This is a genomic window from Serratia sp. JSRIV001, from assembly GCF_019968745.1.
Lineage (GTDB): Bacteria > Pseudomonadota > Gammaproteobacteria > Enterobacterales > Enterobacteriaceae > Chania > Chania fonticola_B.
This window is the reverse complement of record NZ_CP074147.1, coordinates 4,107,252-4,133,450: the sequence shown is the minus strand read 5'-3', so window position 1 is coordinate 4,133,450 and position 26,199 is coordinate 4,107,252. Positions and strand designations below refer to the sequence as shown.

Genomic DNA, 26,199 nt, shown 5'->3' with positions numbered 1-26,199 from the left:
TGGGCGTAACGCCCTGTTGCGCCCTTCATCTCAGATATAAACGTCCACGGCGTTGGCGGCGGCTGGGCGGTTCACGCCATCACCGCTCATGGCCTTGGCCATCTGCTCTTGCTGCTGTTTTTCCATTTCTTGTTTCTGAATGCGCGCGATCTCAGCCTGGAGCATTTCGATCTGGCTCATGATCAGCTGTTTTTGTTGTTCGATCTCTTGAGTGTCGCCACCCGAGTCTTTCAGTTCGATCAGCTTTTGCTGCAGGTTCTGGATCTGCTTATACAGCGCTGCAATACGTGACGCCGCGCTGCTATCTTTTGGGGCCACTGGCGCATCATTATCGGTTTTCTTGGATTTCTCCCCTTCAGGGGCATTGTTAACCGGTGCCGACATCAGTGCAGCCCCGCCTTTACCCGTGGCGGTAAACACCTCACGGACTCCGGCAATCGGGTTCTTGATGGGCACCATCATGGTAATGTTGGTCGACATGCGATCCTCCCAGGTAGCTTGTCAGAGGTATCGGCAAATCGCGGCAAAACTTTACCTTGGCGCCAGCTTTAGCTGCGGCCAGAGTTCGAGCCACTGCTTCTCCACCACGCGTTGTTCGAAAGCGGCCAGGTTATTGCTCTTGGGGTTGAAGGTGATGCTGCGGTTGAACAGCGCCTGTAGGCCAAAAGGCGCGACGAGTTGGATGCTGCCATCGGCCTGCAATCTGGCACCCACGGCGGTTTCGATCTCCGTCCAGTAACTGATGGCGTCTTCGCTGTCGAGATAGGGCGCGCGATGACTACGCAGGTGCATACGCGCCTGATTCTTTACCGACCAAGGGTGTGCCGACCATTCCAGCAGGCGCGATTCCAGCATCTGGTCGCGCTCGGCATCGCTATGGCGCGCATCGAAATGGATCACATCGATATCGTTGAGCGGCGTGCTGGTTGTAAAACCATGCAGCCGGTCCCACACCAGATTACGCACAAAGCCTGCGCCAAGGCACCAATCGTTCAGCCCGAGCCGCCGGGCGGTGGCTAATATCTGCATCCGTTCGCTGTCTTGGCGTAACCAATCAATAATTTGTTGCTGTGGATCCATCATTTCTCCTTTGTCACCGTTACTCTAACCCGAAATGGGCAGCAGCGGGATCGGGATGAGTGTGGAAAACGGCAAAAAAAAGCGCGGCATAAGCGCCGCGCTGAGATTGGCTCGGTAGCATACATTTAGAACTGGGTATTCAAGCTCATAAAGTAAGTCCGGCCCGGTTCGTTATAGGTTGCCGCCCCGGCTCCATAGATATTGACGGCCCCGGTGACTGGGTTACCCACGTTTTGCGAGTTACCGGAACGGAACTGGCGTTTGTCGAACAGGTTCTCGATCCCCGTTGTTACGCTGATATTTTTAGTCAACGCATAGGTGCCGCTCAGGCCAAAGATTGCGTAAGGGCTGACCTCACGAGTTTCCGGCCCGGTGGTTGGCTCCCCACGGTAGTTGTATTTCTTCGGCTTTTGACGGCCATACCAGGTCGCGGTGGTCTGCAAAGACAGATCCTGCGTGGCCTGCCAGCTCAGGGTAGAGTTGATGGTGAACTTGGGAATAATCGACAGGTAATCACCGGTGGTTTTATTCTCGTTCTCAATCATATAGGTGGCGTTATTATTCCAGGCTACCGTTTCGCTCACCGGCACGTTCAACGTACCTTCCAGACCCTGGATCACCGCTTTCGGCACGTTCTCCCAGCGATAGATATCGGTTTTACTGGTGTTAGAGGCCGTTGGCGAATAGCCCGCTTCGATCTTGTTGCGGTAATCGTTACGGAAGTAGGTGATACCTGCCAGCCAGCCTTCATGGTGGAATTCCAGCCCGATCTCTTTGTTGATGCTGTTCTCGGCCTTAAGATCGTCATTACCCATCAGATAGCAGCCGGTTCCCGTTGCGCTGGCGGCACAGCCCTGGCCTTTGCTGTAGAGAATGTAATCGCCGTTGCTCTGGAACAGGTTAGGTGCTTTGTAGGCGCGAGCGATACCCATTTTCAGGGTAAACAGATCGCCCAATTCCTGTGACAGGTTAAGCGACGGGCTCCAGTTGTTACCGGCCATGGAGTGATGATCGTAACGTAGGCCTGGAGTCAGCATTGTGGTATCGGTCAGCTCGATATTATCTTCGGCAAATAGCGAGAAGATATCCGCGGAGGAATACGGGCTGCGGTTGCTACTATCGGTACCTGGGATCGCTCCCCCGGTATTAGTGCCGGTTAGCGATTGGGTGGTCGAAGAAGGATCTTTCATCTTCTGTTGGTTCCACTCGGTACCCAGCGTGGCGGTTTGTGGCACCCACATATCGAACGGAATGCTGATTTCACTGTGGGCCAGGAAATCGTCCAGACGGGTGGTGTTGTAACTGTCGTTGGCGAAGATCCCTTCCAGGCCCCCGGCCAACCCTTCGGCTAAACGAGTATTGCGCGTGCGCTCAAACTGGACGTAGTTGTTGGTGCTAACGCCACTATCCCATGCGCCACGATAATTGACCGCATAGGTTTCACGATACATACGGTTGGTTTCTTTACCGTAGTTGCTCTGCACCAGCGCATTGGTGTTGGTGTTCTGGGTATCCCCGGCGTACAGGTTACCCTGGCGGCCATAGGCATATTGGAAATCCAAGGTCTGCAGGTGGGCGAATTCCCAGCTCAGCAAGGCATCGATATTTTTGTCGATCACCCCTTCGCGACCGGCAGGTAAAGTATTGGCATAGGTGCCGGTACGCTCGGACTGATGCCCCTGGTTGATATCCCAGGCGTCGGCCTGCGTTTTGCTGTAGCCACCGAACAGACGGAAGCTCAACTGATCGCTTAACGGACCGGAAAGGCTGAAATCAGTACGCTTGGTGGCGCCTTCTTCCTTATGTTGCGGTACGTTGAAATAACCGTTCAGTGTACCGTGCAGGTCCTGGCCAGCTTTTTTGGTGATGATGTTGACCACGCCACCTGCCGCGCCGTTACCATAGCGGGCAGCCGCTGGGCCACGCAGCACCTCGATACGCTCGATCATCTCCGGCGGTACCCAGGCAGTATCGCCACGGGTATCACGCTCGCCGCGCCAGCCTTGGCGCACCGAGTTACGGCTGCTGGCCGGTTTGCCGTCGATCAGGATCAGGGTATTTTCTGGCCCCATGCCACGAATATCGAGTTGGCGGTTGTTGCCCCGCTGGCCGCTGGTAGAGTTACCGGTCAGGTTGACCCCTGGCATGGTACGGATCAGCTCATTGATATCACGGGCGGGAGGGCGTCTTTGGATTTCTTCGGCAGTGATGGTGGAAACGCCGGGAGCTTGAAGGTTTTGTTTGGCGGCGGTGACGACGATGACATCTTCAGAGGCGGATTCTTTTTTGCTTTTCTCAGCCAGCGCGGCGCTGTCTGAGGTAGTGGCCGTTTGCTCGGCATTGACCGTAACGGAAAATGCAGATGTGCCCAATCCTAACCCGATGAGTGTGGCTAAAGAATAACGAGATAACTTCCGATTCATTTTGAGGTTCCTACCTAACAACCCTTCCTGATGCGGCGCTGTGTGACAACCGGTAACGGAACGGTTTGTTGTAGTTTTATTGTGTAGTCGAAAATAGTAACGAAACCCAGAGGCCAGGCTGACTGGCAGCAAGATCCCGCTCAATAATTCGGCATCCATCCCTGTTGAAGAATGCCCGCTCTATTTCGAGCCTGTATACACTATTGCAAATGCAAATAATTATCAATAGTATTCCTTGTGCCGTTTGGCATTTGGGAACCGGTGAGTCGCACGGCGTGCCTTGCCAACAACACAATGAGTGGGCGTTTTGAAAACTGAACAACAACCAGCAAGCAGTACGTTATTGGCGAGCAAGCATGCAGGGAGCCACGGTTGGTGGCTGGATATCGCCCGGCGTGGTACCCCCTTGGTGGAACCGCAGGATAATGGGCGATGGAAGGTGACGTTCTTGTGGCGCGACCCTCAGGGTGGCGAACTGACCTCGGCTTATCAACGAGTCTGGATCCATATCAACTGCCTCACCGATCATCACCAAGCGTCGCCCCCGCAGAGCCTGCAACGGCTTGCAGGTTCGGACGTCTGGTATTGGCAAACCGAGCTGCAAGGCGACTGGCGCGGCAGCTACTGCTTTATCCCCTGCATGGAGGATCGTCCCTTCGAACCGCAGGGGGACAATTCTCACGCCAACATGCTTTCTATTCGCCACTGGTGGCACCAGGTGTTTGCCCACGCAACTCACGATCTGCTTAATCCTTACCGCGCCTGGCCTGGAGTCGGGGGGCACACGCTTTCCGGCTTGCATATGCCACAGGCTCCCCAACAACCGGCCTGGCGGGACTTTGACAACTATGCCGTGACCAGCGGCCGCTGTACGCCAGCACCGCCTGCCAAACTGCAACGGCATACCTGGCATAGCCAGCGATTGGGAACCTCCCGCCACGTCTGGATCTACTCCACCGGTGAAAGTAACCCGGCGGCGCGGCCATTGGCTATTTTGCTGGACGGCCAATTCTGGGCCAATCAGATGCCGGTCTGGGATCCGCTGATGCAACTGACGCGTACTGGCCAACTGCCGGAGGCGGTCTATCTGCTGATCGACGTGATTGACCAGCAACACCGCGCACGGGAACTGACCTGCAACGATGAGTTTTGGTTGGCCCTACAGGAAGAGTTATTACCGCAATTGGCCGACTGGGCTCCGCACAGCCGTGAGGCTGCCAACACCGTAGTTGCAGGGCAAAGCTTTGGTGGCTTGGGTTCGCTCTATGCTGGCCTGCGCTGGCCGGAATATTTTGGTGCCACCATCAGCCAATCGGGCTCGTTCTGGTGGCCACGCCGCGATATGTTGCAACTGCCCACCGTGCCCGAGGATGCCTGCTGGTTGATCCGCCAGGTAGAAGACGGGCAGTTGGGTGCGCGCGGCAAGCTGAAGGTATTTTTAGAGGCCGGGGCGCATGAAAAGCTGGTCCACCGGGTGAATGACCGTATGGCGGCCCTGTTAAGTGAAACCGGGCATCAGGTGCAGTATCGGCTGGTGGAGGGCGGGCACGATGCGTTGTGCTGGCGCGGCGGTTTACTCGATGGTCTGCAAGCGCATTGGTCGGAGCTGGTCAACCGCCGTGCCGAATGGAAGCCGTCCGCCAACCCTCTTCATGCTTAAGGAGCAAGTAATGGAAACCTTAAACCCGTTCGATGACGAGCAGCAAATTTGCTACGTCCTGCGTAATGAAGAACTGCTTTACAGCCTGTGGCCGGATTTCAGCGCCATACCGGCCGGTTGGGTCAGCGTTTTTGGCCCGGCTTCCCGGGAGCACTGCGTCAACTGGCTAGAACAGAATTGGCAGGATATGCGGCCCGCATCACTGCGTAAGGCGTGATGGAGACGCAGCAAGAACCGACAACAGGAGCGAACGTCGTGTCAGAAACCTCTATTTTACCCACCGGGCAACAGGTTACCGTTGAGTTGCCATTGGTGGCGGCGCAGCCCGGTATTTGGGTTGCCGATCAAATTTCACCGTACGGCAATGCCTATGCGGTCGCCCATTATATCGAACTGAACGGCCCGCTGGATAAAGAGCACCTGTTACAGGCGATCTCACTGGGACTGGCCGAAGTGGACACCTTAAGGCTGCGTTTCGTTGAGCGTGACGGTGTGCCGATGCAGTATTACGACGCCACGATGCCGTTGGCTGCGCCGGAATGGGTTGATTTAAGCGACTCGGCGGATGCAGAGGCGGCGGCCCACGCGCTGATGCAGATCGACCTTGGTGCCGAATTACGGGTGAGCAGCGGCAAACCGCTGTATCGCCATATCCTGATGCGTCTGGCCGACGATCGCTGGTTCTGGTATCAGCGTTACCATCATCTGGTGGTCGATGGCTTCAGCTTTACCGCCATCGCTCGCCGTATCGCCAATATTTATACCCGCCTATATCAGCACGAGCAGCCGGAGCCGACGCCGTTCACGCCTTTTAGCGATGTGGTGGCGGAATATCAGCAATACCAGCAATCCCCAGGTTATCAGCGCGATGCCGATTTTTGGTTGAACAAGGCACGGCAGTTGCCCCCGCCAGCTACCCTATGCCCGCAACCGTTGGCCGGGCAGGCACCTTCGACGCGTATTCACCGTTTGGCACAGCGCTGTGCCGCGCAGGATCTTGCGCCACTGGTCAGTCTGGGCCAGCAACAGCAGCTCAGCGCAGCCGATATGGCGATGGCGCTGGTGGCCGTGTGGGTGGCTCGTCTGACAGGTCAAACCCGCTACAGCGCCGGGTTTATTTTTATGCGCCGCATGGGCTCGGCTGCGCTTTGTGCCACCGGGCCGGTGATTAACGTATTGCCGGTGGAGATGCACGTCGCGCCGCAGGCAACGCTGGCCGATATCGCCGCACAAATCAGCCGTGAACTGAAGTTTGCCCGCCGCCATCAGCGCTATGATGCTGAACAGGTACAGCGCGATCTGGGGCGTATTGGCGACAGCCAGCCGCTGTATGGCACCGTCTTCAACTTCAAGATGTTCGACTACCAGCTCGATTTTGCCGGTATCAAAGGGATCACCCACGACCTGGCCTCTGGCCCGGTGCGAGATCTGGAAATCGCCTTGTTTATCGATGAGGCGGGCACGCTGAAGATTGAGCTATTAGCCAATGCCGAGCGTTATCAGTTGGCCGAATTGACGGAGCACTTACAGCGCTTGCCGCTGCTGCTGCGGCAGTTTGCGGCCCAACCGACATTGCCGGTGAGCGAAGCCGATTTGCTGAGTGAAAAAGATCATGCGCTGCTGGCCAAGGTGAACGACACCGCTTATCCGGTGGCAGCCCAGACCCTCAGCGGTCTGCTGGCCGAGCAGGCGAAAAAGACCCCGAATGCCCCGGCGCTGGCAGATGAGCACCACCGGTTCAACTACCGCGAAACTCGCGAACAGGTGATCGCCTTGGCCCAGCGTTTGGTGGCTCAGGGTGTGCAGCCGGGCGACATCGTGGCGGTGGCATTGCCGCGTTCGGTCTTCCTGTCGCTGGCGTTAATGGCGATAGTGGAGGCGGGAGCGGCCTATTTACCACTGGATACCGGCTATCCAGATGAGCGCCTCAGCATGATGCTGGAAGACGCGGCCCCACGCCTGATTATCACCGATGCTTCCCAACAGGCGCGTTTTGTGGGGCAGGGGGAAGTGCTGTTATACGATGCGCCACTGGTAGCCAACGCTGCTGCACCGAGCGTGATCCAAGGCCCGACGCCGCATCATTCGGCTTATATCATCTTTACATCCGGCTCAACCGGGCGGCCAAAGGGCGTGCTGGTTGGGCATCAGGCCATCGTTAACCGTTTACTGTGGATGCAGCACCAGTACCCGCTGGCAGCAGATGATGTGGTGCTGCAAAAAACGCCGTGCAGCTTTGACGTCTCGGTGTGGGAATTCTTCTGGCCATTGATGGTGGGCGCGCAGCTAGTGATGGCTCCGCCGGAGGCGCACCGCGACCCTCAGCAACTGCAAACGCTAATCGATCGGCATAAAGTCACTACCCTGCACTTTGTTCCTTCGATGCTGGCGGCATTCGTTGGTGCCTTGGACAGCACAACCGCCATCGCCCATTGCCAGCCACTGCGTCAGGTGTTCTGCAGCGGAGAAGCGTTACCTGCAGAACTGTGCCGCCTGTGGCAGAGCCGCACTCAGGTGCCGTTGCATAACCTCTACGGCCCTACCGAGGCGGCGGTGGATGTGACCTGGCATCCGGCCTATGGTGACGCCCTTGCTGCTGTCACCGGTGCTAATGTCCCTATCGGGCTGCCGGTGTGGAATACCGGTTTACGTATTCTCGACGCTCGCTTACGCCCAGTGCCACCGGGTGTAGCTGGCGATCTATATCTGACCGGCGTGCAACTGGCTCATGGTTATCTGGCCAGGCCGGATCTGACCGCCAGCCGCTTCGTCGCCGATCCGCAGGGCAACGGTGGCCGGATGTATCGCACTGGTGACGTCGCCCGCTGGCTGCCAGACGGTGCGGTGGAATATCTGGGCCGCAGCGACGACCAACTGAAAATTCGCGGCCAGCGGATTGAACTCAGTGAGATCGACCACGCCATGCTGTCATTGCCGGGCGTGAGTCAGGCGGTGGCTCATGCCTTGGTATTGGAGGGCACGGTCGTTGATGCGATGGGAGGCGATGCCCGGCAACTGGTAGGCTACCTGGTCCCTCAGCCCGGCGTGCATCTGGATAGCGAAGCCCTACGTGCCGCGCTAGCCGATCGCTTGCCGCCGCATATGATGCCGATCGCCCTGGTCGAAATGGCCGAGTTGCCGCTTAGTGCCAACGGCAAGCTCGATCGCAAAGCCTTACCACAGCCGCAAACCGGGGCTGGAAAGGCCGGGCGCGAGCCGGAACCCGGGTTGGAAAGCGAGATTGCTGCCGTTTTCGCTCGTTTGCTTCAGCGCGAGCAGGTATTTGCGGATGATGATTTCTTTGCCTTGGGCGGGCATTCATTGCTGGCGATGCGCCTGGCCGCCGAGTTGCGGCGCGATCTGGGTAAAGCGGTGTCGGTTGGCCAGGTGATGGTCGCTTCGAAAGTAGAGCAACTGGCTCAGCTATTGGCGGAAGAACGTACGCAGGAAGAGGCCGATCAATGCGGTTTTGACAGCGTGCTACCGCTGCGCGTTACCCAAGGCCCAACGCTGTTCTGCCTGCACCCGGCTTCCGGTTTCTCCTGGCAGTTCAGCGTGCTACCGCGTTATATCGATCAGCATTGGTCGCTGGTAGGCATTCAGTCTCCACGCCCGGATGGCCCATTGGCGCTGGGTGAGGATATGGATCAGGTCTGCGATGCGCATCTGGCCACGGTATTACAGGTACAGCCACACGGCCCGTATCACTTTATCGGTTACTCCTTGGGGGGAACGTTGGCTCAAGGTATCGCAGCGCGTTTGCAGGCGCGTGGGGAGGAGGTGGCTTTCCTTGGCTTGCTGGATACCTATCCGCCAGAAACCCAGAACTGGGACGTGATGCTGGACGACAACGTGCTCAAAGAGGTACAGCGCGAGCGCGAGCAGTTCCTGGCGGTATCAGAAGATACGCTCGATCCTGCGTTGGGAGAGGCGCGGGTCGCGATGTTTGACAATATCGAAGCCAACTATGCGGATTCGGTCAGGCTGTTGTCACACACCCATACGGCGCATTTCCAGGGGCAAGCGACGTTGTTTGTGGCCAAGCGCACCTTGCAACCAGGCATGGATGTGCAGCAGACTTGGGCGGAATATGTCGATGCGTTGCAGGTGTTTGAGCTGGATTGTGCGCATGTGGATATCGTTTCACCGGCTTCGTTCAAGGTGCTAGGTCCCTTGTTGAACCGGGTGTTGCGGGCACTGTAACTGTAAGCGTGGTGCAAACTGCAGGTTAAAAACGACGGTGAGCCGTCCTCGTTGAAAAAACATTTCCTGGTGGGGTGTCTGCGATAAGTGGCAGGAGATCTAACGCGGCACTTGCCCTGTTGCTGTTGCCACCAAGTATGACCTGTCTTATCATCCCAACCGGGCAATAGCAATATTGCCCGTCAATGGAGGCGATCCGCGTGCGCACGGGCAGCGGTGACGGACATTATCCAGTCAGGAAGGAATAAAATTTGAAACAGCTACAGAAAACCCGTGGATACCGGCAGCCACTGCTTGCCTGTCTGATCATCAGCAATGTCCTGCTGATGGCTGGCTGCGCGAATGAACGCCCGGTCACCTCGTCTGTCACACCGACTGCGGAGCCTACGCCTGTTGTCGTTGAAACCCCGCCATCCCCGCAAGAACCGACGCCTATAAGCAGGTGTCAGAGCGATCTTGCCGCGTTGCAAACCGTTAGTCCTCGGACCTATGCCGTCAGGAAGGCTGATTTTGACAGTCTGCTAGCCAACGCCTCGTTTTACAGCGGGGTACGCGGTGATGTGAACGCATTGACCAAAAATACGGTAGACGCACTGTATAAATATAAAACCAATCAGTTGTGCACACAGATCGGGCAGGACTTGCTTAACGGACTGATCCGCAAAATGGAGAGCGTGAAATGAAGTTGGGGTTAAAGTATGGTTTGGCCTTGAGCCTGACGTTGCCGGTGGGCTGCGCATTGGGTGCAGAGCAACTCAAGGATGACAGGGCCAGCACCATCAATGCCTTGGAAGCGATCACCAGCCAAGAGAGCGAGGCTCCGGCGTTGTTGCTGTTGAGCCCTTCTCAACTCAATGAGATCAGCCCTCCCGCAGAAAGGAAAGTGAGTAAACCTTCCACCAATACCAAGACCCGCGAGTCAGCGCCACTGCAAGCACAAATCAAACAGCTAAATGCTGCCCTTGCCCAACGGGACCAAGAGCTGCAGCAGCTGCGTCAGGCAGCACAGCAGGATGCGGATGCTCGCGCCGAGATTAGCCAGTTGAAAAAGACCCTGCAGGAGAATTTGCAGGCGACGGAGCAGATGCAGCAGGATATGGTGGCTGCGGCGACGGCTAAAGGTGAGAACTCCAACGAAAACGGTAGGCTACAGCAGGCGCTGGACCAAAGCCGCCAACAGAGTTCGGCGTTGCAGAAACAGTTGGCTGCCCTGGCCAAAGCACACACCGATAATAGCGAGGAAAACAAGGCGTTGCAGGCAGAGTTGAACGACAGCCGTCAACAGGCCGAGCAAGCGAAAAAGGCGTTGGCCGAGTTAACGGCGAAGACTGAAGCTAAACCCATCTTGCAGCTTGCGCTGGATGAAAGCCTGCACAACCAACTGACGATGCTGAAAGTTGCCAACGAACAGCAACAGGCGGAAAACAGCCGGCTGCAGCAACAGCTGGCTACGCAGCCACGAGAAATCATCGAGCCGAAGTCAGAGCGTGAGATCCGTGATTATGCCATCGGCAGTTCCCTGGCAGAAGATATGTTGGCCTTGCTCAAACAGCGAGCGGCTCAGGGAGTTGAAGTGGATAGCCGTCTGGCGCTGGCGGGGGTGCAAGATACCTTCGCGGGCAAGCTCAAGCTGCAACCGGAGCAGATCGACAAGGCCTTGGATGCCAGCGAAAAGTTGGTGCAACGTAATGCACAGCAGCAAAAGTTGGACACCGAAAAGGCAGGGGCAGCTTACATTGAGCAGTTCGCCAAACAAAAACAGGTGAAGAAAGAAGCTTTAGGTTACTTTTACCGGATCGATAAGGTCGGTAAAGGAACTATTGGCGCGAACAACATGGTCAGCGTGGCGGTAAAAGAGAGCCTGATTAACGGTAAAGTCGTCAAGGATATGCAGGCGGCAGGCACCTCGGTCACCCAGTTACTGAGCAGCTATCCACCGATATTCAGAACGGCGATCTCGAAGCTGCAAAATCACGGCAGTATCACGATGGTCGTCCCGCCAAGCTTGGCTTACGGCGATAAAGGTCTGCCCCCTGATATCCTGCCGGGATCGACCATGGTCTATAACGTAACGGTATTGGATGTCGCACTTGCCAAGTAAATGGAGCACGGCTGTGGCTACCTGAGTAACGGTTTTTCAACCTTGCACGGCCATAGTTAGTAACAGCTCACGGTGATGAAGTCTCAGTAGAGCCATCGGCTATCAGCCGGTGGCCTGATTTTTCATTGTGAGTTTGCTGGCCGCTATTTCCCCAATGGCACCACCAGCGGCGTATGCGAAACCGGATCGTCGATGATCACGCACTTCAACCCGTAAACTTCCTCGATCAACTCTGGCGTTACAATGTCTTTTGGTGCCCCCTCGGCCACCACTTTGCCGTCGCGCATGGCGATCAGATGGGTGGCATAGCGGCAGGCATGGTTGAGGTCGTGCAGCACCACTACCAGCGTGTAATGATTCACCCGGTTCAACTGGCGCAGCAGTTCCAGCAGATCGATTTGGTGAGTGATGTCCAGCCAGGTGGTCGGTTCATCCAGCAGCAGCAGCGGCGTTTGCTGGGCCAACACCATGGCGATCCACACCCGCTGGCGTTGGCCACCGGAAAGGGTATCGACGGGTTGATCGGCCAACTGCGCCACGCCGGTTGAGCGCATGGCCTGCTCCACTGCCTGTTGGTCTTCTTCGCGCCAGCGGCTGAACAGGCTCTGATGAGGGTAGCGGCCACGGGCAACCAGATCGAACACCGTGATATCGCCTGGGGCAATTGAGCTTTGCGGTAACAGGCCCAGTTGGCGTGCGACTTCTTTGGTGGGATATTCGCGGATTTGTCGGCCATTTAGCCATACTGAGCCCGCCTGGGGTTGCATCAGGCGGCTGAGGGTGCGCAGCAGCGTGGATTTACCGCAGGCATTTGGCCCGATAATGACCGTCAGTTCGCCGTGAGGAATAGACACTGAAAGATCGCGTGCGACGATTTTCTTGTCGTAGCTCAGCGTCAGGTTTTCGGCACGCAATGGTGCGGTTAACGGGGTTTCAGCATTCATTTTTTTCGTGACTCACGGATTAGTAACCAAATCAGATAGATGCCACCGATGCTGACGGTCAACACGCCGACCGGCAACTGATAAGGCATAAACAGGCGCTGCGCTGCCACATCGGCCGCCAGCAATAATAGGGCACCGGTCAGCGCGGTGAGCAGCAAGACATGCTGGTTGGCGCACAGGCGGCGGGCAATTTGCGGGGCGACCAGAGCAATAAAGGAAATCGGCCCGGCCACGGCGGTGGCGGCAGCGGTTAGTATCACCCCGACCAGCAATAGCATCAGCCGGGAGCGTTCAACCCCAACGCCGAGCGCGCAGGCGGTGTCATCTCCCATTTCCAGCAGCCGCATACGTCTTGTCAACGTCATCAATACCAGTAACGCCAGCAGCAGTACCGCCAGCACCGGCAGGCTTTTCGCCCAGGTGATGCCGTTGAGGGATCCGGCATACCATAGCCCGGCGGTCATAGACGCTTCCAACGAGGCGCTGATGATCATCCAGGTATTGGCGGCCAGCAGCAGGGCGCGAACGGCAATCCCGACAATAATCAGGCGGAAGGTTTCTACCCCGTTGCTCCAGGCCAACAGATAAACCACCCCGGCGGTAAGCAGGCCACCGGCCAACGCCCCAGAGGTAATGCCGATAACGCTGCTGTTAAACAGCACGATGGCGACCAGCACGCCGCTATAGGCTCCCGTATTGAAACCAATCACGTCAGGGCTGCCGAGCGGGTTACGCAATAGTGACTGGAAAATCGCACCGCTGAGGCCGAGCGCTGCCCCCAACAGTAAAGCCATGGCCACACGTGGCAAACGCCACTGGGTGACGATCACCGCAAGATTGGCCGGGCCTTCGCCACGTAGCGCGTCGATCACCTGCGCCGCGCTGAGTTGCAAGGTACCAGAACCGAGGGCATAAACCGCCAGCGCAAGGCAGGCGAATAACAACAGCAGGGCAGTTGCCAAAGGACGCGCCAGCCGAAACGGTTTTTTGGCGAGGATCTGGCGGGAAACCAACAGGCTCATCTTATCCTCCCCGCCGGAACATACGGCGCTGGCGCACCAACATAATCAACATCGGCGCGCCGATCAGGGAAAGTACGATGGAGACCCGCAGTTCCCCCGCGACCAGAAAGCGGCCCAGTAAATCAGCGCTCAGTAGCAGGATCGGCGTTAAAACCAGCGTCCAGGGCAGCATCCAGTTGAGTTCTGACCCTGCCAGCCGCCGGGCAATGTGGGGCATCATCAGCCCGACAAAGGCGATAGGACCAACGGCGGCGGTAGCTCCGCCACACAGCAGCGTAATAGCTAACAGGCCAAGCAGTTGGGTGCGAATAATTCCGGTGCCGAGCGCCGCTGCAAGCTCACTCCCCATACTTAAGCTGTTCAACGCCTTGCTAAGCCACAGAGTGATCAACGTGCCCAGCAGGATTGGCAATGCGACGCTGCGCACTACCGCCATATTCTGAATGTCCAGTGTGCCAGCTTGCCAAAAACGCAGCTGATCGAACACCAAAGGATTGAGCAGAGCGATGCCGGTGGTCATCCCTTCCAACACGGCGGCCAGCGCCACCCCGGCTAGCGTCAGGCGTACAGGATTAACGCGGCTGCCGCCCATTGCGCCTACCAGCGCCACCAACAGCGAGGCAAACAGCGCACCGGCAAAGGCGAACCACAGATATTGGCTGACGTCGGTCGCACCAAAGAAGGTAATGCCCAACACCACGGCGAAACCGGCTCCGGAGTTAACCCCCAAGATACCAGGGTCTGCCAGCGGGTTGCGGGTGAGGGTTTGCATCAGCGCGCCAGCCAGCCCAAGTGCGATGCCAGCCAACACGCCGATCAGCGTGCGTGGCAGGCGTGCTTCGGTAATGATGACGCAGTCTGCGCCGCTGCATTGGCCATTCAGCGCGGCAACGACGTTAGTGAAAGGAATGGATTTAGCCCCCAGCGACAGGCTGAGCATCATCACCAGCAACAGCACGACAAAGGCGCACAGCAGGCCAAACAGGCGCAGCCAGAAGGAGCGGGATAACCCCATAAACAGAGTGCCCCTGCGGTCAGGAAGCGGAGGAGAGCAATTAGGTGTAAGCCGGAACATGACAGCCCATTATTAACTGAATATCAATGATATCTATTATCATTATTGATTGTATTTATCTATGGTAGCATGGCAGCCTGACCAGCACTAGCGCTGAGCCTCTCGAATATCGTGTCGTTGTTTGTGGAAGATCAAGGATATAAGTTGTGGTGATAACAAAATGAATAAACCCTCTATTTTGCTCGATTTTAGCCTGCTTAGGACCAACCCCGCTTTTCGGGCCGTATTCTGCGCCCGTTTTATTTCGATCCTGGCATTGGGCCTGATGGCGATCGCCATTCCGGTGCAGATCCAGGCGCTGACTGGGTCAACTCTGTTGGTTGGGCTTGCGGTGACCCTGGCGGGCGGCGGAATGTTTGCCGGTTTGCTGATGGGCGGGGTGCTGGCCGATCGCTATGAACGCCGTCGGTTGATCCTGTTTGCGCGCTCAACCTGCGGTGTGGGCTTTCTGGGGTTGTGCCTCAATGCTGCGCTGCCTGCACCTTCGCTAACGGCGATTTATCTGCTAGCGGTATGGGACGGATTTTTTGGTGCGGTAGGCGTGACGGCGTTGCTGGCGGCGACACCGGCGATCGTTGGCCGTGAGAATATCGTGCAGGCCGGGGCCATCAGCATGCTGACCGTACGCTTTGGGTCGATCCTGTCTCCCGCTATCGGCGGGTTGGTGATCGCTGGGGCAGGTATCAGCTGGAACTATGCGCTGGCGGCCTTGGGGACGCTGATCACTTTGATCCCGCTATTAAAATTGCCTCAGTTGCCACCACCACCGCAGCCGCGTGAACATCCGTTGCGGGCGCTGATCGGCGGCTTCACCTTCCTGTTCCAGAACAAGGTGATTGGCATGGTGGCGCTGATTGGTGCGTTGATGACCATGGCCAGCGCGGTGCGCGTGTTATATCCGGCCATCTCCGGTATGTGGCAGGTCACTACCCAGAGCCTGGGGATCATGTATGCGGCGGTGCCATTAGGGGCGGCGATTGGCGCATTTACCAGTGGCCGGGTGGCTCAGGTGGCACGGCCGGGCTGGATGATGTTGATAACGGCGATAGCGGCTTTCGTGGCCGTGGGGCTGTTTGGCCTGATGCCTTGGTACGGTATGGCGCTGTTGTGCCTGGTGGTGTTTGGCTACCTCAGCGCGCTGAACTCGCTGCTGCAATATGGCCTGATACAGAACCTGACGCCGGACGCGTTTCTGGGCCGGATTAACGGCCTGTGGACCGCGCAGAACGTTGTAGGGGATGCGCTTGGTGCCTTGCTGCTCGGCGCGATGGGGGCATTTATGCTGCCAGCGATGAGCTCTACCAGCTTCGGTTTTGGTGCGGCGCTGCTGGCCGTGGTGCTGGCGTTTGCCATGCGTGGTCTGCGCAACGTGAGCATGGGCGGGCAGAGCGATAAACTCCAACCCGCCGCTGCGGCTACGGAGAAATAAACAGCTTTTCCAGACGCGTCAGCAAGTTGCTGGCGCTGTAATAATCCAGGCGGAAGGTGTCGTTCCCCAATGGGTAAACCCGCTTATTCTCCACCGCTGGCAGATGAGCCAGGAAACTGTTGCTCATCAGCCGCTGTGCATCACTTTCATCGTTGGCGAATAACAGCAGCGTTTGCCCATTCAAGCCTTCTGCCAGGTTTTCACCGCCAAGTTGGACGATATCTTTACGCGCCCCTTGGCTGGTGCTGGCGTTGAGTTTTGGTGGCAAAGTGGCCAGGGTAAAGCCTAGCTGTTGCAGCAGTTGCCCTTGGGATGAGTCTGCGGTCCACAGGTTGGCATTCTTGCCATCGCTGCGAAATACCAGTGCCGTTATGGGCTGTGGTGGCAATGTCATCTGCTGTTTCAGCGTTTTCTCACGGCGATCAAACTCGCTGACGATCTTCTCCGCTTGTGCTTCATGGCCGGTCGCTACGCCGAGGATGTTGGCCAGTTCCTGCCAGCTTTTATCGTCGTAGTTCACCACCAGCACCGGAGCGATGGCCGACAGCTGATCGTACAGGCGCACCGCAGAATCGGCCCCGGTAGCGGACATCACAATCAGGTCAGGTGCCTCACCGGCGATTGCCTCGGCGTTGGGTTCACCAATATATAACCGCTTCACTCCACGTTTGGCCGCAATCTCTCCCCACTGGTGGAAAAAGCCCTGCCGATCCGATAGCCGGTTGTTTGGGCTGGTGGCTCCGCTGGCGATCACCGGAGCGTCGATCGCCAACAGCGTACCGGTGACCGTCACGCTGGTGGAGACGATGCGCTGTGGAGGTTGTTTAAGGGTGATAACGCCGTGTGAGGTTTCGATACTGCGCGGCCAGGCTTGAGTCTCGGCTTGGGCAACGCTCAACGCCAGCAGGCCAAACAGCGCCAGGCTGAGCCGCAGGGGGATTGACATCGGTGAGATCCTTTTAATCCGAATGATTATCATTCATTGGTCATAAACCACCAAGTTTACCCCTTAATGTGGGTTAGCAGAAGAGGTTACGTTTATTGACATGGTCAGTTCTGGCAGGTACTTTATCGCGGATGCAATACAAATGATAATCATTATTATATTGGTTATTGTTAATGAAACAAGAGGAAGTACCTATGGACGTAGCCGTTAAGGGCGCTGCGCAAAAGGACCTGCAACAGGGTGTAGATCTGGCACAGGCCGCCACAATATCCCCGACTTCAGGTTTCTTTTTTACCTCGCCTTTTCGCAGTCTGAGCACCCAGGGATGCTTTGCCCGCATCACCTTGCCAGCGGTGGATGGCGATGACCTGCAGGGCCAATTCCAGCAGGCGATACAGCAGACATTTGCGCAGGCCCGCAAGGCAGGCATCAAGGATCCGCTGCTGTGCGGCGCAATCCCTTTCGATACTCGTCAACCCTCGTCACTGTTTATCCCGCAACAGACGCAATGGTTCGAACGTGAAACCCTGCTGACCAGCTTAGCGCCTGCTGCTGGACCGATCCCTGAGATTGTCCGCCAAACCGAGTTGCCAGCGCAGCCGCAGTTTATGCAGATGGTTAGCGATGCCGTACAGGCAACTAGCGGTGATCGATTGGATAAGGTCGTGCTCGCCCGCCTGTTGGACATTGAAACCAGCAAGCCGGTAGACCACGCAGCGCTGATGGCGCGCATCATTGCCCAGAATCCGCACGGCTTCCATTTCCACGTGCCGCTGGCAGAGGGGGCATTGGTGGGAGCCAGCCCGGAGCTGCTGCTGCGTAAATTTGGCGACCAGTTCCATTCCAACCCGCTGGCGGGTTCGGCTCGGCGCGAAAGCGATCCGCTGCGGGATCGGGCCGTCAGCGAACAACTGTTGGTTTCGGGTAAAGACCGCTATGAACACCAGATCGTGACCGAAGGCATGCGCCAGGTCTTGGCTGGGCGTTGCAGTCATTTGCATATTCCCGCAACCCCTGAACTGCTCAGTACCACCACGCTGTGGCATCTTTCGACGCCAATCGACGGTGAAGTGGCCGACCGGGCAGAGAATGCCCTGTCGCTGGCCTGCCTGTTGCACCCTACGCCGGCATTATGCGGTACCCCAACGCTGGCAGCTCGCGATCTCATCGAACAGCTTGAGCCGTTTGACCGGCAGCTGTTTGGTGGCATCGTCGGCTGGTGTGACGCCGAGGGCAACGGAGAGTGGGTCGTCACCATCCGTTGCGGCACCGTGAAGGGTAATCAGGTACGCCTGTTTGCCGGTGCGGGCATCGTGCAGGACTCTTCCCCGCAGTCCGAATGGCGCGAAACTGGTACCAAACTCAGCACCATTCTGCGTGCGTTTGGCCTTAATCAAGGATAGAGAGTCCCCCATGACTATTGCTTTTACCCCCTGGCCTGAAGAGTTCGCGCGCCGTTACCGCGAACGCGGCTATTGGATCGATCGACCGTTGACCGACATCTTGGCTCGTCAGGCAGATAACGACGCTATTGCCATGATCGACCCGCAACGCAGCTTAAGCTATCGCCAACTGGAACAGCTTTCCGATCGTCTAGCCGCCGCCCTGTTACGGCGCGGGCTACAATCCGGTGATACCGCGTTGGTTCAACTAGGCAACGTGGTTGAATTCTATGTGGTGTTCTTTGCCCTGTTGAAAATCGGCGTGGTGCCGGTGAATGCCCTGTTCAGCCATCAACGTAGCGAACTGAACGCCTATGCCAGTCAAATCAAGCCTGCGCTGCTGATTGCCGATCGCGAACATGCCCTGTTCGCGCAGGATCAGTTCCTGGATACGTTCAGAGAACAGCATCCTTCGCTACGGGTGGTTGGGCTGCGTAATCAGGCCGAAGGTGAACAGGCGTTGGCTGCTTGGCTGGAAGAGGATCCAGGTGCTTTTGAACCGACGCCAACGGCCGCCGATCGGGTGGCGTTTTTCCAGCTTTCCGGTGGCAGCACCGGTACGCCGAAGCTGATCCCGCGCACCCATAACGATTATTACTACAGCATTCGCCGCAGCGTAGAGATTTGCCGTTTTGACAGTGCTACCCGCTATCTGTGTGCGTTGCCGGTGGCCCACAACTATCCAATGAGTTCTCCGGGCGTGTTGGGGGTGTTTTACGGTGCCGGGCTGGTGGTGTTTGCCAGCGATCCTGCGGCTGCCCAATGTTTCAAACTGATCGAACAGCATCAGATCACGGTCACCGCGCTGGTGCCGCCTGCGGTTACCTTGTGGTTACAGGCGATCGAAGAGTGGGGCAGTAATCAGCCGTTAGCCAGCCTGGCGCTGCTGCAGGTTGGCGGAGCCAAATTGGGGGAAACCCTGGCGGCCCGCATACGCAATGAGATCGGCTGCCGGTTGCAGCAGGTGTTTGGCATGGCCGAAGGGCTGGTGAACTACACATTGCTGGATGACGACGACCAACACATTCTCACCACCCAAGGCACGCCAATGTGTCCGGACGACGAGTTGTGGGTGGCAGATGAACAAGGTAATCCGCTGCCTGTAGGGGAAACGGGCCGCTTGATGACGCGTGGGCCATACACTTTCCGCGGCTATTACCAAAGCCCTGAGCATAATGCCGAAGCCTTTGACGAGAACGGTTTCTACTGTTCCGGCGATCTGATCAGCCTGACGGCGGACGGTTATGTGCAGGTACAAGGGCGGCAGAAAGACCAAATCAACCGTGGTGGTGAAAAGATTGCTGCAGAAGAAATTGAAAACCTGCTGCTGCGCCACCCGGCGGTGATTAACGCCGCGCTGGTGTCGATGCCGGACGAGCTGATGGGTGAAAAAAGCTGCGCCTTTGTCATCGCGCTCGAGGCCGTCAAACCCGTGTTACTGCGCCGCCATCTGCGTGAGCAGGGCGTGGCCGAATTTAAATTGCCCGACCGCTTTATTCAGGTGGAGTCACTACCGTTAACCCCGGTCGGTAAAGTCGATAAAAAACTGCTGCGTGAACGCCTGGAAGCGCAACAACTGGCTCAGGCCAAAGGAGAATAAGTCATGGCGATCCCTAAACTTAACGATTATGCGTTGCCAACGCCGAGCGAACTGCCGGTTAACAAGGTTAACTGGGCCTTCGAGCCACAGCGCGCAGCACTGCTGATCCACGACATGCAGCAATATTTCCTCAATTTCTGGGGTGAAGATAGCCCGCTGATCAAACAGGTGGTCGAGAACATCGCCGCTCTGCGCCGCTACTGCAAGCAGCAGGGTATCCCGGTGTTTTATACCGCGCAGCCTAACCAGCAAAGTGATGAAGACCGTGCCTTGTTGAATGATATGTGGGGGCCGGGGCTGAACAAGCATCCAGAGCAGCAGGCGGTGGTCAGCGAATTGGCGCCGGATGCTGACGACACGGTGTTGGTGAAGTGGCGTTACAGCGCGTTCCACCGCTCGCCGCTGCAAGAGATCCTGCAAGAAAGTGGGCGCGATCAGCTGATTATCTGTGGCGTCTACGCGCATATTGGCTGTATGACCACGGCTATCGACGCCTTTATGCGTAACATCAAGCCGTTTATGGTGGCCGACGGTCTGGCGGACTTCTCCCGTGAGGAACACCTGATGGCCCTGCGTTATACCGCCGGGCGCTGTGGTCGGGTGGTGACTACCGCCGATCTGCTCCCTGGTATTGCCAGCATCGATGCGTTGCGCCAGCAAATTATCCCATTGCTCGATGAAGATAGCGAAGACATCGGCAATGATGAAAACTTGATCGATTACGGTCTGGACTCGGTGCGTATCATGGAGTTGGCAACCCGCTGGCGTAAAATTCGTGAAGATATCGATTTTATCGCGCTGGCCAAATCACCGACGATCGATAGCTGGTGGGCGTTGCTTTCCGAGAGGAAATCCTGATGGGTAGAGAACAGGAATTTAGTGGTAAACGCGTTTGGGTGACCGGTGCCGGGGCGGGGATTGGTTATCAAACCGCATTGGCGTTTGCACAGAGTGGGGCCGAGGTTATCGGCTTCGATCTGCATTTTGGCGATCTGGACTATCCGTTCCGCACCGAGGTGCTGGATATCACTGATGCCGATGCGGTAGAGAGCGTTTGTCAGCGTTTATTGGCGGAACATGAGCGGTTGGACGTGTTGGTCAATGGGGCTGGCGTTCTGCGCATGGGGCTCACCGATGAAACCAGCAATGCGGACTGGCTGGCCTGTATGGCGGTGAACGCCGGTGGTGCCTTTAACCTGTTCCGTCATACCTTGCCGGTGTTCCGCCGTCAGAAGCAGGGGGCCATCGTGAGCATTGCCTCTAACGCGGCCCATGTGCCACGTGTTGGCATGTCGGCCTACTGCGCCTCCAAGGCCGCTATGCGCAGCCTGTGCCAAACCGTGGGGTTGGAAATGGCGCCTTATGGTGTACGCAGTAACCTGGTTTCCCCCGGTTCGACCAATACCCCGATGCTGCGCGGGATGTGGCAGGATGAACACGGAGAAAGCAATATGATCAAGGGTTTCCCCGACCAGTTTAAGTTGGGGATCCCGTTGGGCAAGATTGCCCAGCCGCAGGAAATTGCCGATGCGATCCTGTTTCTGGCGTCTGACCGGGCTAGCCATATCACGATGCAGGATATTGTGATCGATGGTGGGGCGACGTTGGCGGCTTGAGTTATTGCCAATGCGTTAAAACCGTAGGGAGCCGAGTTGGGCTCCCTTTTTGTTTTTGATAGTTAGTAACTAATTGCCTTTAAAGTATTTATTTCTTTGCGGCGGCTAGGTTAATGGCGGAATAACCGGTAGCACGGACTGTTCCCTCTCCCTGTGGGAGTGTACAGACCGGGGACATCATGAACACTTGTTCGGGGACATGGTAGACACTTACAACATAGGTATGAGTACTTCTGAGTGGAGTTGCTTATGCCGTGGGATGAGAGATCTGCCATGTCATTACGTACCGAGTTTGTGCTTTTCGCCTCGCAAGAAGGCGCTAATATCCGTGCGCTATGCCGTCAGTTCGGCATAGCGCCTGCTACCGCATACAAGTGGTTACATCGCTGGCACTCTGATGGGCGCGCCGGTCTGAACGAACGTTCTCGAGTGCCACACCATTCCCCCAGCAGAACCTCTGACACCGTTGTCCAACATCTCCGCGCTGCACACCTGGCCCATCCGATGTGGGGCGCACGCAAGCTCAAGCGGTGGCTCGAGATGCAGGGGCATACGTTACCGGCCGCCAGCACCGTGCATAACCTCATGCGCCGCCATGACCTGCTACCGGGCGGTCCGTCACCGGCGCCCACCGTCGGACGCTTTGAACATAACGCCCCGAACCGACTCTGGCAGATGGACTTTAAAGGCCACTTCCCCTTCGCCGAAGGGCGTTGTCATCCGCTGACCTTGCTGGATGACCATTCGCGCTTCTCGCTCTGTCTGGCGCACTGCCCGGACGAGCGACGTGTCACCGTGCAGTCACAGTTGATAGCGGTGTTCGAACGTTATGGCTTGCCGGAGAGAATGACCATGGATAATGGTGCCCCCTGGGGCGACACGACGGGCAGTTGGACCGCGCTGGAACTGTGGCTGATGCGTCAGGGTATCCGGGTGGGTCACTCTCGGCCTTATCATCCTCAGACTCAGGGTAAGCTGGAGCGCTTCCACCGCAGCCTGAAGGCAGAGCTCCTGCAGGGACGGTGGTTTACCCATGCCGCGCAGTTGCAGGAGGTGTTCGACGCCTGGCGAGATACCTACAACCTGGAACGCCCACACGAAGCCCTGTCAATGGCGGTGCCAGCGTCCCGTTATCAGCCTTCATCGCGACAGTACAATGGCAATCCGGCGGCAGCCGAGTATGACGAGGGGGTCCTGGTCAGGAAAGTGGATGTCAGTGGAAAACTAAGCCTGAAAGGGATGGGTCTGAAAGTGGGCAAGGCCTTTATCGGTGAATATGTCGGGCTGAAGGAAAGTGAGAGAGAGGGCTACTACGAGATATGGTGGTACAGCACGAAAGTGGGGATGATCGACCTGAAAAATAGGTCGATCATCATGGGTAAAGGATGTTAAAAAGTGTTCACCATGTCCTTGAACACCTGTCTACCATGTCCCCGGTCTGTACAGGGAGAGGGTTAGGGTGAGGGGACATCACCGTGGGCTAAGGGGGCGGTTGCCAGGTAGGTCAAAAGAGTAGCAGGGGGCGAGCATTTGGCACCTGTACGGTGGGTCGTGCAGGATGACCGGCCGCCGCCGTTGTCTCGCAAGCGAGACTCGAACCTGAACGCAGGTTCTCACCCACACGACCCTTCTTTGCGTATGTGGTGAAGGAGATGGCACTGTTGTGGGGAGCACATATGCGAAAAAGGCGCCTAAAGGCGCCTTTTTCTAAATGGTGGTGGGTCGTGCAGGATTCGAACCTGCGACCAATTGATTAAAAGTCAACTGCTCTACCAACTGAGCTAACGACCCACGAATGTGGTTTACTGCTTTCTGAAACTGAAATGGTGGGTGATGACGGGCTCGAACCGCCGACCCCCTCCGTGTAAAGGAGATGCTCTACCAACTGAGCTAATCACCCACTTCAGGACTTCCAGATACTACCCAATGAGAGAATGATGGTGGGTGATGACGGGCTCGAACCGCCGACCCCCTCCGTGTAAAGGAGATGCTCTACCAACTGAGCTAATCACCCTCATTGTTCTCATTTTTTACTGCGTTAACAAGATGGTGGGTGATGACGGGCTCGAACCGCCGACCCCCTCCGTGTAAAGGAGATGCTCTACCAACTGAGCTAATCACCCCGTCTTGTTGGAGTCGCATTATAGGGATAGTTGAAAGTGAGTCAACGGTTTTTAAAATGATTTCAATCGTTCGCCGCAAATTTAGACAGGATGCGATATTTATCGCCGACCAGGACGATTCTTTGCACAGTATCCTGCGTAGTGGGCCGCAAAGCGTAGTGGCCGATAGCGCGTCGGCGTTGAGGAATTAGCATGGAGTGGTAGAATGTCGTCCACTATTTTACATTCCGAGCAATCGTCGGCACTCCGCTGACACGCGTTGCGTAATAAGGCAGTGAACCCAATGAAAATCAAAACCCGTTTCGCCCCAAGCCCGACCGGCTATCTGCACGTCGGCGGCGCCCGTACTGCGCTCTATTCCTGGTTGTTCAGCCGCCATTTCGGCGGTGAGTTTGTATTGCGTATCGAAGATACCGATCTCGAACGTTCAACCCAGGAAGCTATCGACGCAATTATGGATGGCATGAACTGGTTAAACCTGGATTGGGATGAAGGCCCGTACTTCCAGACCAAGCGTTTCGATCGCTACAACGCGGTGATTGATGACATGCTGCAACAGGGAACGGCCTATAAGTGCTATTGCTCGAAAGAACGCCTGGAAGCGCTGCGCGAGAAGCAAATGGAAAACGGCGAGAAGCCACGCTATGACGGCCATTGCCGCGATAGCCAGTGCAGCCACACTGCCGATGAGCCACACGTAGTGCGTTTTCGTAACCCGCAGGAAGGTTCGGTCATCTTCGACGATAAAATCCGTGGCCCGATCGAATTCAGCAACCAGGAGCTGGACGATCTGATCATTCGCCGTACCGACGGTGCGCCAACCTATAACTTCTGCGTAGTGATCGATGACTGGGATATGGAAATCACCCACGTGATCCGTGGTGAAGACCATATTAACAACACGCCGCGCCAGATCAACATCCTGAAAGCGCTGGGGGCACCGGTGCCGGAATATGCTCACGTGTCGATGATCCTGGGTGATGACGGCAAAAAGCTGTCTAAACGCCACGGTGCCGTTGGCGTGATGCAATACCGTGATGACGGCTACCTGCCGCAGGCGTTGTTGAACTATCTGGTGCGTCTGGGCTGGTCCCATGGCGATCAGGAAATCTTCTCTATTGATGAGATGAAAGAGTTCTTCACTCTGGATGCGATCAACAAATCCGCCAGCGCCTTCAACACCGAAAAACTGCAGTGGTTGAACCATCACTACATTAACCATATGCCAGCGGAAGAAGTGGCGGTCTATCTGGCATGGCATGTTGAGCAGCAGGGGATTGAAACCCGCAACGGTCCAGAATTGAAAGATCTGGTCAAACTGCTGGGCGAGCGTTGTAAAACCCTCAAGGAGATGGCGGAGTCTTGCCATTACTTCTACCAGGACTTCAACGAGTTTGACGCCGATGCGGCGAAGAAACACCTGCGTCCGGTCGCACGCCAGCCGCTGGAAGCCGTACGCGCCAAATTGGCCGCTATTACCAACTGGACGCCAGAGAACGTGCACGACGCCATTCAGGGCACTGCAGACGAACTGGGCGTGGGTATGGGCAAAGTAGGGATGCCACTGCGCGTCGCGGTCACTGGCGCTGGCCAGTCACCAGGCATGGACGTTACCGTACATGCTATCGGCCAGGCTCGCTCCCTCAAGCGTATTGATCAGGCGTTGGCTTATATTGCCGAGCGCGAAGCGCAAGCCTGACCGTTAGTTGCCCGCTAAACCGACAAAGCCCTGCGAAGCGATTCGCGGGGCTTTTTTCTTGCCGGTTTATTTTGTACCCAAAGCGGCGGTTTTTTAGCATTAAACGCGCTGATTTGGCGGCTTTTTCAGCGCTTGATCGAGGAATTCAATTTAGCCGTTGACAGGGTTTCTGGGGTTTCATATCATGCGCCCCGTTCACAGGATTTCGTGATTGTGGATTGGGGCTATAGCTCAGCTGGGAGAGCGCTTGCATGGCATGCAAGAGGTCGACGGTTCGATCCCGTCTAGCTCCACCAACCTTTTATCTCAGGAAGGTTGGGGAATACCGTAACGCACGGTTAACGCGTACCACTTTTGTGGGGCTATAGCTCAGCTGGGAGAGCGCTTGCATGGCATGCAAGAGGTCGACGGTTCGATCCCGTCTAGCTCCACCACCATTTGAAAAGCCGACCCAAGGGTCGGCTTTTTGCATTCTAAGGCTTTACCTCTGGACTGAATTGTTGTTATCAGTTTTTATATAGACTATATTTGGTCTTTTACTGGCAATAATTTACTGCTGGAGACATTATGAAAACAGAAACTATCAGCTATCTGAAACAAAATGCCGCCAAGCTCGATCTGTCGGAACCTTTGATTGTGACGCAAAACGGTCTTCCTGCTTATGTTATCGAGTCCTACGGAGATCGTATGCGCAGGGATGAAAGTATTGCTTTGCTCAAGCTTATGACGCTGTCTGAGAAAGATATTGAGCTAGGGCGAACCTTCTCCCGTGAACAAATCTTGGATTCACTCTGATGACTGCGAAAGCGGTAACTTTCATTTATTCAGGGACCGCG

20 protein-coding genes and 6 tRNA genes are annotated in these 26,199 nt (G+C 56.6%); 15 read left to right on the top strand and 11 right to left on the bottom strand.

From position 1 onward, the window contains the following. Window positions 1–30: 30 nt before the first annotated feature. From KGP17_RS19170 to KGP17_RS19160, 3 genes are all read right to left on the bottom strand, one after another. Window positions 31–480 carry a FlxA-like family protein gene (locus KGP17_RS19170; RefSeq protein ID WP_223498166.1) on the bottom strand — a complete coding sequence of 150 codons (450 nt, stop codon included), beginning with the start codon at window positions 478–480 and terminating at the stop codon, window positions 31–33. A gap of 51 nt (window positions 481–531) precedes the next feature. Then, entirely contained in the window at window positions 532–1,080 is a 549-nt protein-coding gene (locus tag KGP17_RS19165; RefSeq protein WP_021807052.1) for a nucleotidyltransferase family protein, read from the bottom strand. Window positions 1,081–1,205: 125 nt separating this feature from the next. Further along, complete coding sequence (locus KGP17_RS19160; RefSeq protein ID WP_037376376.1) at window positions 1,206–3,503, bottom strand: TonB-dependent siderophore receptor; 2,298 nt, start codon at window positions 3,501–3,503, stop codon at window positions 1,206–1,208. Window positions 3,504–3,810: 307 nt separating this feature from the next. Between KGP17_RS19160 and fes the strand changes: the two genes are divergently transcribed. The 5 genes from fes to KGP17_RS19135 all read left to right on the top strand — a co-directional run bounded on the left by fes (window position 3,811) and on the right by KGP17_RS19135 (window position 11,467). Then, window positions 3,811–5,163: an enterochelin esterase gene (fes, locus tag KGP17_RS19155; RefSeq protein ID WP_094982038.1), complete on the top strand. Its 1,353-nt coding sequence runs from the start codon at window positions 3,811–3,813 to the stop codon at window positions 5,161–5,163. 10 nt (window positions 5,164–5,173) lie between these two features. Then, a complete protein-coding gene (locus tag KGP17_RS19150) occupies window positions 5,174–5,380 on the top strand; it encodes an MbtH family NRPS accessory protein (RefSeq protein WP_021807049.1) in 207 nt (68 codons plus the stop codon). A 38-nt stretch (window positions 5,381–5,418) separates the two neighbouring features. Then, window positions 5,419–9,366: an enterobactin synthase subunit F gene (locus KGP17_RS19145; protein ID WP_223498165.1), complete on the top strand. Its 3,948-nt coding sequence runs from the start codon at window positions 5,419–5,421 to the stop codon at window positions 9,364–9,366. 251 nt (window positions 9,367–9,617) lie between these two features. Beyond that, on the top strand, window positions 9,618–10,049 hold the full coding sequence (locus KGP17_RS19140; RefSeq protein WP_223498164.1) for a hypothetical protein: 432 nt from the start codon (window positions 9,618–9,620) through the stop codon (window positions 10,047–10,049). After that, a complete protein-coding gene (locus tag KGP17_RS19135) occupies window positions 10,046–11,467 on the top strand; it encodes an FKBP-type peptidyl-prolyl cis-trans isomerase N-terminal domain-containing protein (RefSeq protein WP_223498163.1) in 1,422 nt (473 codons plus the stop codon). The genes KGP17_RS19140 and KGP17_RS19135 overlap by 4 nt, the downstream gene beginning before the upstream one ends. 143 nt (window positions 11,468–11,610) lie before the next feature. On the opposite strand, the gene KGP17_RS19130 is transcribed toward KGP17_RS19135, so the two are convergent. Genes KGP17_RS19130 through fepD form a run of 3 tightly spaced genes read right to left on the bottom strand, consistent with a single transcriptional unit; the run spans window position 11,611 to window position 14,508 of the window. Further along, window positions 11,611–12,411 carry an ATP-binding cassette domain-containing protein gene (locus tag KGP17_RS19130; RefSeq protein WP_021178674.1) on the bottom strand — a complete coding sequence of 267 codons (801 nt, stop codon included), beginning with the start codon at window positions 12,409–12,411 and terminating at the stop codon, window positions 11,611–11,613. Further along, the gene (gene fepG / locus KGP17_RS19125) at window positions 12,408–13,433 is read right to left on the bottom strand and encodes an iron-enterobactin ABC transporter permease (protein WP_094982035.1); all 1,026 of its coding nucleotides are present in this window, start codon (window positions 13,431–13,433) and stop codon (window positions 12,408–12,410) included. The genes KGP17_RS19130 and fepG overlap by 4 nt, the downstream gene beginning before the upstream one ends. 1 nt (window position 13,434) lies before the next feature. After that, window positions 13,435–14,508, bottom strand: coding sequence for a Fe(3+)-siderophore ABC transporter permease (fepD, locus tag KGP17_RS19120; RefSeq protein WP_037376375.1), 1,074 nt, complete (start codon window positions 14,506–14,508; stop codon window positions 13,435–13,437). A 160-nt stretch (window positions 14,509–14,668) separates the two neighbouring features. Between fepD and entS the strand changes: the two genes are divergently transcribed. Next, window positions 14,669–15,937 (top strand): enterobactin transporter EntS, encoded by a 1,269-nt coding sequence (entS, locus tag KGP17_RS19115; protein WP_059201438.1) that lies wholly within the window; start codon window positions 14,669–14,671, stop codon window positions 15,935–15,937. On the opposite strand, the gene fepB is transcribed toward entS, so the two are convergent. Then, on the bottom strand, window positions 15,924–16,883 hold the full coding sequence (fepB, locus tag KGP17_RS19110; RefSeq protein WP_021178670.1) for a Fe2+-enterobactin ABC transporter substrate-binding protein: 960 nt from the start codon (window positions 16,881–16,883) through the stop codon (window positions 15,924–15,926). The genes entS and fepB overlap by 14 nt on opposite strands. Window positions 16,884–17,077: 194 nt before the next feature. On the opposite strand from fepB, the gene KGP17_RS19105 reads away from it, so the two are divergent. From KGP17_RS19105 to KGP17_RS19085, 5 genes are all read left to right on the top strand, one after another. After that, entirely contained in the window at window positions 17,078–18,286 is a 1,209-nt protein-coding gene (locus tag KGP17_RS19105) for an isochorismate synthase (protein WP_223498162.1), read from the top strand. Window positions 18,287–18,296: 10 nt separating this feature from the next. After that, entirely contained in the window at window positions 18,297–19,925 is a 1,629-nt protein-coding gene (locus KGP17_RS19100) for a (2,3-dihydroxybenzoyl)adenylate synthase (RefSeq protein ID WP_223498161.1), read from the top strand. 3 nt (window positions 19,926–19,928) lie between these two features. Further along, window positions 19,929–20,783 carry an isochorismatase gene (locus KGP17_RS19095; RefSeq protein WP_021807039.1) on the top strand — a complete coding sequence of 285 codons (855 nt, stop codon included), beginning with the start codon at window positions 19,929–19,931 and terminating at the stop codon, window positions 20,781–20,783. Further along, window positions 20,783–21,541 carry a 2,3-dihydro-2,3-dihydroxybenzoate dehydrogenase gene (gene dhbA, locus KGP17_RS19090; protein ID WP_223498160.1) on the top strand — a complete coding sequence of 253 codons (759 nt, stop codon included), beginning with the start codon at window positions 20,783–20,785 and terminating at the stop codon, window positions 21,539–21,541. Before KGP17_RS19095 ends, dhbA begins: the two co-directional genes overlap by 1 nt. A 237-nt stretch (window positions 21,542–21,778) precedes the next feature. Next, window positions 21,779–22,933, top strand: coding sequence for an IS481 family transposase (locus KGP17_RS19085; protein WP_371822047.1), 1,155 nt, complete (start codon window positions 21,779–21,781; stop codon window positions 22,931–22,933). 323 nt (window positions 22,934–23,256) lie between these two features. Here the strand turns inward: KGP17_RS19085 and KGP17_RS19080 are convergent. The 4 genes from KGP17_RS19080 to KGP17_RS19065 all read right to left on the bottom strand — a co-directional run bounded on the left by KGP17_RS19080 (window position 23,257) and on the right by KGP17_RS19065 (window position 23,664). Continuing rightward, window positions 23,257–23,332 (bottom strand) — tRNA-Lys (locus tag KGP17_RS19080). A gap of 33 nt (window positions 23,333–23,365) precedes the next feature. Then, window positions 23,366–23,441, bottom strand: a tRNA-Val gene (locus KGP17_RS19075). 38 nt (window positions 23,442–23,479) lie between these two features. Next, window positions 23,480–23,555: transfer RNA gene (locus KGP17_RS19070), tRNA-Val, on the bottom strand. 33 nt (window positions 23,556–23,588) lie between these two features. After that, window positions 23,589–23,664, bottom strand: a tRNA-Val gene (locus KGP17_RS19065). Between the two features lie 283 nt (window positions 23,665–23,947). On the opposite strand from KGP17_RS19065, the gene gltX reads away from it, so the two are divergent. From gltX to KGP17_RS19045, 4 genes are all read left to right on the top strand, one after another. Continuing rightward, window positions 23,948–25,363, top strand: a complete 1,416-nt coding sequence (gene gltX, locus KGP17_RS19060) for a glutamate--tRNA ligase (protein WP_021807037.1) — start codon at window positions 23,948–23,950, stop codon at window positions 25,361–25,363. A 220-nt stretch (window positions 25,364–25,583) separates the two neighbouring features. Further along, window positions 25,584–25,659 (top strand) — tRNA-Ala (locus KGP17_RS19055). A 62-nt stretch (window positions 25,660–25,721) separates the two neighbouring features. Further along, a tRNA-Ala gene (locus tag KGP17_RS19050) sits at window positions 25,722–25,797 on the top strand. Window positions 25,798–25,930: 133 nt separating this feature from the next. Continuing rightward, entirely contained in the window at window positions 25,931–26,158 is a 228-nt protein-coding gene (locus KGP17_RS19045) for a type II toxin-antitoxin system Phd/YefM family antitoxin (RefSeq protein ID WP_021178663.1), read from the top strand. Window positions 26,159–26,199: the final 41 nt, after the last annotated feature.

What these genes read in the sequence shown, in the direction of transcription:
- KGP17_RS19150 (WP_021807049.1), top strand. Translation starts at nt 5,174, where the DNA reads ATGGAAACCTTAAACCCGTTCGATGACGAGCAGCAAATTTGCTACGTC.
- fepB (WP_021178670.1), bottom strand. Translation starts at nt 16,883, where the DNA reads ATGTCAATCCCCCTGCGGCTCAGCCTGGCGCTGTTTGGCCTGCTGGCG.
- fepG (WP_094982035.1), bottom strand. Translation starts at nt 13,433, where the DNA reads ATGAGCCTGTTGGTTTCCCGCCAGATCCTCGCCAAAAAACCGTTTCGG.
- fepD (WP_037376375.1), bottom strand. Translation starts at nt 14,508, where the DNA reads ATGTTCCGGCTTACACCTAATTGCTCTCCTCCGCTTCCTGACCGCAGG.
- dhbA (WP_223498160.1), top strand. Translation starts at nt 20,783, where the DNA reads ATGGGTAGAGAACAGGAATTTAGTGGTAAACGCGTTTGGGTGACCGGT.
- KGP17_RS19100 (WP_223498161.1), top strand. Translation starts at nt 18,297, where the DNA reads ATGACTATTGCTTTTACCCCCTGGCCTGAAGAGTTCGCGCGCCGTTAC.
- gltX (WP_021807037.1), top strand. Translation starts at nt 23,948, where the DNA reads ATGAAAATCAAAACCCGTTTCGCCCCAAGCCCGACCGGCTATCTGCAC.
- KGP17_RS19160 (WP_037376376.1), bottom strand. Translation starts at nt 3,503, where the DNA reads ATGAATCGGAAGTTATCTCGTTATTCTTTAGCCACACTCATCGGGTTA.
- KGP17_RS19170 (WP_223498166.1), bottom strand. Translation starts at nt 480, where the DNA reads ATGTCGACCAACATTACCATGATGGTGCCCATCAAGAACCCGATTGCC.
- KGP17_RS19045 (WP_021178663.1), top strand. Translation starts at nt 25,931, where the DNA reads ATGAAAACAGAAACTATCAGCTATCTGAAACAAAATGCCGCCAAGCTC.
- KGP17_RS19165 (WP_021807052.1), bottom strand. Translation starts at nt 1,080, where the DNA reads ATGGATCCACAGCAACAAATTATTGATTGGTTACGCCAAGACAGCGAA.
- KGP17_RS19105 (WP_223498162.1), top strand. Translation starts at nt 17,078, where the DNA reads ATGGACGTAGCCGTTAAGGGCGCTGCGCAAAAGGACCTGCAACAGGGT.
- KGP17_RS19130 (WP_021178674.1), bottom strand. Translation starts at nt 12,411, where the DNA reads ATGAATGCTGAAACCCCGTTAACCGCACCATTGCGTGCCGAAAACCTG.
- entS (WP_059201438.1), top strand. Translation starts at nt 14,669, where the DNA reads ATGAATAAACCCTCTATTTTGCTCGATTTTAGCCTGCTTAGGACCAAC.
- KGP17_RS19135 (WP_223498163.1), top strand. Translation starts at nt 10,046, where the DNA reads ATGAAGTTGGGGTTAAAGTATGGTTTGGCCTTGAGCCTGACGTTGCCG.
- KGP17_RS19095 (WP_021807039.1), top strand. Translation starts at nt 19,929, where the DNA reads ATGGCGATCCCTAAACTTAACGATTATGCGTTGCCAACGCCGAGCGAA.